The sequence below is a fragment of the Neisseria flavescens genome (assembly GCF_001618065.1).
Classification (GTDB): domain Bacteria; phylum Pseudomonadota; class Gammaproteobacteria; order Burkholderiales; family Neisseriaceae; genus Neisseria; species Neisseria flavescens_A.
On the sequence record NZ_LAEI01000027.1, the window covers coordinates 1 to 6,199 of the forward strand.

General features: G+C 49.8%; 1 protein-coding gene, 2 tRNA genes and 3 rRNA genes. All 6 read left to right on the forward strand.

What is annotated here, in order from left to right; all coding sequences use genetic code 11:
• The first annotated feature begins 283 nt into the window (after window positions 1-283).
• The 6 genes from TW89_RS04370 to TW89_RS04395 all read left to right on the forward strand — a co-directional run bounded on the left by TW89_RS04370 (window position 284) and on the right by TW89_RS04395 (window position 6,120).
• Window positions 284-1,824, forward strand: a 16S ribosomal RNA gene (locus TW89_RS04370).
• A gap of 105 nt (window positions 1,825-1,929) precedes the next feature.
• Window positions 1,930-2,006, forward strand: a tRNA-Ile gene (locus TW89_RS04375).
• Between the two features lie 5 nt (window positions 2,007-2,011).
• Window positions 2,012-2,087: transfer RNA gene (locus tag TW89_RS04380), tRNA-Ala, on the forward strand.
• 348 nt (window positions 2,088-2,435) lie between these two features.
• Window positions 2,436-5,324 (forward strand): 23S ribosomal RNA (locus TW89_RS04385).
• A 95-nt stretch (window positions 5,325-5,419) separates the two neighbouring features.
• Window positions 5,420-5,533 (forward strand): 5S ribosomal RNA (gene rrf, locus TW89_RS04390).
• The 16S, 23S and 5S rRNA genes sit together here with 2 tRNA genes alongside, the layout of an rRNA operon.
• Before the next feature lie 299 nt (window positions 5,534-5,832).
• On the forward strand, window positions 5,833-6,120 hold the full coding sequence (locus TW89_RS04395; RefSeq protein WP_036472233.1) for a ComEA family DNA-binding protein: 288 nt from the start codon (window positions 5,833-5,835) through the stop codon (window positions 6,118-6,120).
• The last annotated feature ends 79 nt before the right edge of the window (window positions 6,121-6,199 follow it).

Genomic DNA, 6,199 nt, shown 5'->3' on the forward strand with positions numbered 1-6,199 from the left:
GGTGTTGACTGGTTTTGTTTGGGGGCGTATAGTTCGGTTCTTCGCTGCTGACGCGGTGAAGAAAACGAAGCAGACAGTATAACACAGTTGGTTAAAATTTTCGATAATTTTAGTTGACATTTGCTAAATGTACTGTATAATTCGATTCGCTCTTTAAAAAACAGATTACCGATAAGTGTGAGTGCATTAGGCCTCACACTGTTTGAAAGACAGACAAGATGATGTTTTAGACATTGTCCTGTCAGTTTCTTTGAAGCAGACCAGAAGTTATAAGTTAGAGATTGAACATAAGAGTTTGATCCTGGCTCAGATTGAACGCTGGCGGCATGCTTTACACATGCAAGTCGGACGGCAGCACAGAGAAGCTTGCTTCTTGGGTGGCGAGTGGCGAACGGGTGAGTAATATATCGGAACGTACCGAGTAATGGGGGATAACTAATCGAAAGATTAGCTAATACCGCATATTCTCTGAGGAGGAAAGCAGGGGACCTTTGGGCCTTGCGTTATTCGAGCGGCCGATATCTGATTAGCTAGTTGGTGGGGTAAAGGCCTACCAAGGCGACGATCAGTAGCGGGTCTGAGAGGATGATCCGCCACACTGGGACTGAGACACGGCCCAGACTCCTACGGGAGGCAGCAGTGGGGAATTTTGGACAATGGGCGCAAGCCTGATCCAGCCATGCCGCGTGTCTGAAGAAGGCCTTCGGGTTGTAAAGGACTTTTGTCAGGGAAGAAAAGGCTGTTGCTAATATCAATAGCTGATGACGGTACCTGAAGAATAAGCACCGGCTAACTACGTGCCAGCAGCCGCGGTAATACGTAGGGTGCGAGCGTTAATCGGAATTACTGGGCGTAAAGCGAGCGCAGACGGTTACTTAAGCAGGATGTGAAATCCCCGGGCTCAACCTGGGAACTGCGTTCTGAACTGAGTGACTAGAGTGTGTCAGAGGGAGGTAGAATTCCACGTGTAGCAGTGAAATGCGTAGAGATGTGGAGGAATACCGATGGCGAAGGCAGCCTCCTGGGATAACACTGACGTTCATGCTCGAAAGCGTGGGTAGCAAACAGGATTAGATACCCTGGTAGTCCACGCCCTAAACGATGTCAATTAGCTGTTGGGCAACTTGATTGCTTAGTAGCGTAGCTAACGCGTGAAATTGACCGCCTGGGGAGTACGGTCGCAAGATTAAAACTCAAAGGAATTGACGGGGACCCGCACAAGCGGTGGATGATGTGGATTAATTCGATGCAACGCGAAGAACCTTACCTGGTCTTGACATGTACGGAATCCTCCAGAGACGGAGGAGTGCCTTCGGGAGCCGTAACACAGGTGCTGCATGGCTGTCGTCAGCTCGTGTCGTGAGATGTTGGGTTAAGTCCCGCAACGAGCGCAACCCTTGTCATTAGTTGCCATCATTTAGTTGGGCACTCTAATGAGACTGCCGGTGACAAGCCGGAGGAAGGTGGGGATGACGTCAAGTCCTCATGGCCCTTATGACCAGGGCTTCACACGTCATACAATGGTCGGTACAGAGGGTAGCCAAGCCGCGAGGTGGAGCCAATCTCACAAAACCGATCGTAGTCCGGATTGCACTCTGCAACTCGAGTGCATGAAGTCGGAATCGCTAGTAATCGCAGGTCAGCATACTGCGGTGAATACGTTCCCGGGTCTTGTACACACCGCCCGTCACACCATGGGAGTGGGGGATACCAGAAGTAGGTAGGGTAACCGCAAGGAGCCCGCTTACCACGGTATGCTTCATGACTGGGGTGAAGTCGTAACAAGGTAGCCGTAGGGGAACCTGCGGCTGGATCACCTCCTTTCTAGAGAAAGAAGAGGTCTGATGCATTCACACTTATCGGTAAACTGTAAAAGATGCGGAAGAGAAAAGCTTGAGTGAAGACAAGATTCGCTTAAGAAGAGAATCCGGGTTTGTAGCTCAGCTGGTTAGAGCACACGCTTGATAAGCGTGGGGTCGGAGGTTCAAGTCCTCCCAGACCCACCAAGAACGGGGGCATAGCTCAGTTGGTAGAGCACCTGCTTTGCAAGCAGGGGGTCATCGGTTCGATCCCGTTTGCCTCCACCAAGAACTTTACAAATCAAAGGGAGCCTGCTATACTTAGCAGCTTATTTTGATTTGCGAAGTGAAATATCGACGCATCGATCTTTAACAAATTGGAAAGCCGAAATCAACAAACAAAGACAATGAGTTTGTTTTGATTTTTTGTTCTTTGCAAAGGATAAAAAATCTCTCGCAAGAGAAAAGAAAACAAACACAGTATTTGGGTGATGATTGTATCGACTTAATCCTGAAACACAAAAGGCAGGATTAAGACACAACAAAGCAGTAAGCTTTATCAAAGTAGGAATTTCAAGTTTGCTTCCCTAGTCAACGGGTAGGTAAACGAAGTCAAAGAGGTTCTTGAAATGATAGAGTCAAGTGAATAAGTGCATCAGGTGGATGCCTTGGCGATGATAGGCGACGAAGGACGTGTAAGCCTGCGAAAAGCGTGGGGGAGCTGGCAATAAAGCTATGATCCCGCGATGTCCGAATGGGGAAACCCACCTCTTAGGAGGTATCCTTATCTGAATACATAGGATAAGCGAAGCGAACCCGGAGAACTGAACCATCTAAGTACCCGGAGGAAAAGAAATCAACCGAGATTCCGCAAGTAGTGGCGAGCGAACGCGGAGGAGCCTGTACGTGATAACTGTCGAGATAGAAGAACAAGCTGGGAAGCTTGACCATAGTGGGTGATAGTCCCGTATTCGAAATCTCAATAGTGGTACTAAGCGTACGAAAAGTAGGGCGGGACACGTGAAATCCTGTCTGAATATGGGGGGACCATCCTCCAAGGCTAAATACTCATCATCGACCGATAGTGAACCAGTACCGTGAGGGAAAGGCGAAAAGAACCCCGGGAGGGGAGTGAAATAGAACCTGAAACCTGATGCATACAAACAGTGGGAGCACCCTTATGGTGTGACTGCGTACCTTTTGTATAATGGGTCAACGACTTACATTCAGTAGCGAGCTTAACCGAATAGGGGAGGCGTAGGGAAACCGAGTCTTAATAGGGCGAACAGTTGCTGGGTGTAGACCCGAAACCGAGTGATCTATCCATGGCCAGGTTGAAGGTGCCGTAACAGGTACTGGAGGACCGAACCCACGCATGTTGCAAAATGCGGGGATGAGCTGTGGATAGGGGTGAAAGGCTAAACAAACTCGGAGATAGCTGGTTCTCCCCGAAAACTATTTAGGTAGTGCCTCGAGCAAGACACTGATGGGGGTAAAGCACTGTTATGGCTAGGGGGTTATTGCAACTTACCAACCCATGGCAAACTAAGAATACCATCAAGTGGTTCCTCGGGAGACAGACAGCGGGTGCTAACGTCCGTTGTCAAGAGGGAAACAACCCAGACCGCCAGCTAAGGTCCCAAATGATAGATTAAGTGGTAAACGAAGTGGGAAGGCCCAGACAGCCAGGATGTTGGCTTAGAAGCAGCCATCATTTAAAGAAAGCGTAATAGCTCACTGGTCGAGTCGTCCTGCGCGGAAGATGTAACGGGGCTCAAATCTATAACCGAAGCTGCGGATGCCAGTTTACTGGCATGGTAGGGGAGCGTTCTGTAGGCCGATGAAGGTGCATTGTAAAGTGTGCTGGAGGTATCAGAAGTGCGAATGTTGACATGAGTAGCGATAAAGCGGGTGAAAAGCCCGCTCGCCGAAAGCCCAAGGTTTCCTACGCAACGTTCATCGGCGTAGGGTGAGTCGGCCCCTAAGGCGAGGCAGAAATGCGTAGTCGATGGGAAACAGGTTAATATTCCTGTACTTGATTCAAATGCGATGTGGGGACGGAGAAGGTTAGGTTAGCAAGCTGTTGGAATAGCTTGTTTAAGCCGGTAGGTGGAAGACTTAGGCAAATCCGGGTCTTCTTAACACCGAGAAGTGATGACGAGTGTCTACGGACATGAAGTAACCGATACCACGCTTCCAGGAAAAGCCACTAAGCTTCAGTTTGAATCGAACCGTACCGCAAACCGACACAGGTGGGCAGGATGAGAATTCTAAGGCGCTTGAGAGAACTCGGGAGAAGGAACTCGGCAAATTGATACCGTAACTTCGGGAGAAGGTATGCCCTCTAAGGTTAAGGACTTGCTCCGTAAGCCCTGGAGGGTCGCAGAGAATAGGTGGCTGCGACTGTTTATTAAAAACACAGCACTCTGCTAACACGAAAGTGGACGTATAGGGTGTGACGCCTGCCCGGTGCTGGAAGGTTAATTGAAGATGTGCAAGCATCGGATCGAAGCCCCAGTAAACGGCGGCCGTAACTATAACGGTCCTAAGGTAGCGAAATTCCTTGTCGGGTAAGTTCCGACCCGCACGAATGGCGTAACGATGGCCACACTGTCTCCTCCCGAGACTCAGCGAAGTTGAAGTGGTTGTGAAGATGCAATCTACCCGCTGCTAGACGGAAAGACCCCGTGAACCTTTACTGTAGCTTTGCATTGGACTTTGAAGTCACTTGTGTAGGATAGGTGGGAGGCTTTGAAGCAGAGACGCCAGTCTCTGTGGAGCCGTCCTTGAAATACCACCCTGGTGTCTTTGAGGTTCTAACCCAGACCCGTAATCCGGGTCGGGGACCGTGCATGGTAGGCAGTTTGACTGGGGCGGTCTCCTCCCAAAGAGTAACGGAGGAGTTCGAAGGTTACCTAGGTCCGGTCGGAAATCGGACTGATAGTGCAATGGCAAAAGGTAGCTTAACTGCGAGACCGACAAGTCGAGCAGGTGCGAAAGCAGGACATAGTGATCCGGTGGTTCTGTATGGAAGGGCCATCGCTCAACGGATAAAAGGTACTCCGGGGATAACAGGCTGATTCCGCCCAAGAGTTCATATCGACGGCGGAGTTTGGCACCTCGATGTCGGCTCATCACATCCTGGGGCTGTAGTCGGTCCCAAGGGTATGGCTGTTCGCCATTTAAAGTGGTACGTGAGCTGGGTTTAAAACGTCGTGAGACAGTTTGGTCCCTATCTGCAGTGGGCGTTGGAAGTTTGACGGGGGCTGCTCCTAGTACGAGAGGACCGGAGTGGACGAACCTCTGGTGTACCGGTTGTAACGCCAGTTGCATAGCCGGGTAGCTAAGTTCGGAAGAGATAAGCGCTGAAAGCATCTAAGCGCGAAACTCGCCTGAAGATGAGACTTCCCTTGTGGTTTAACCACACTAAAGAGTCGTTCGAGACCAGGACGTTGATAGGTGGGGTGTGGAAGCGCGGTAACGCGTGAAGCTAACCCATACTAATTGCTCGTGAGGCTTGACTCTATCATTTGAAGAACTTCAAAAGATAAAAGCTTACTGACTGATTCAGTCATCACCAAATAATTGATTAAGGCTTTACCGATTTGTAACAGTTTAAGTTTGGCGGCCATAGCGAGTTGGTCCCACGCCTTCCCATCCCGAACAGGACCGTGAAACGACTCAGCGCCGATGATAGTGTGGTTCTTCCATGTGAAAGTAGGTCACCGCCAAACACCCATTCCGAAGCCCCCGACTGATGTCGGGGGCTTTTTACATGCCTATCGGTTCTGTCGGGTTGCAATAGGGGGATTATGATTACCTGTTGTTATTCTTGAACAAAAGTACCGAAAGTTACGGTTAACTGTTTGAAATATTTGAAATCAAACAATATTTGCGTTAATATGTCGTAAGCATTTATGTGGGTATCGGCTGTTGCCCTATCCGTATATGTGACAGTGTTTACAGAGTGGAATAAAACCATTCGGTAGACTTCCTGACTGATTCAATCAAATACGTTATGGGAAAAAATCTGATGAAGAAATTTTTATTTGGTGCATTTGCCGCTGTTTGTGCAGCATTCTCTTTGGCCGCCGTGAACATCAATACCGCGTCTTCTGCCGAACTGGAGGCATTGCCGGGTATCGGACCGGCTAAGGCGAAATCGATTGTGGAATACCGTCAGAAGAACGGTGCGTTCAAATCGGTGGAGGAGCTGAAAAACGTGAAGGGCATCGGTGATGCGGTGCTGAACAAGTTGAAGGCGGAGGCGACGGTTTCTTCTGCCGCGCCTAAGGCCGCGCAGCCTGCCGTGAAAAAATAAGCCTGACGGTTAACTGCCGTATATGCCGCCCCGAGGCCGAACCGCTGCCGGTTCGGGCTGACGGGCGGCTTTGTTTGGG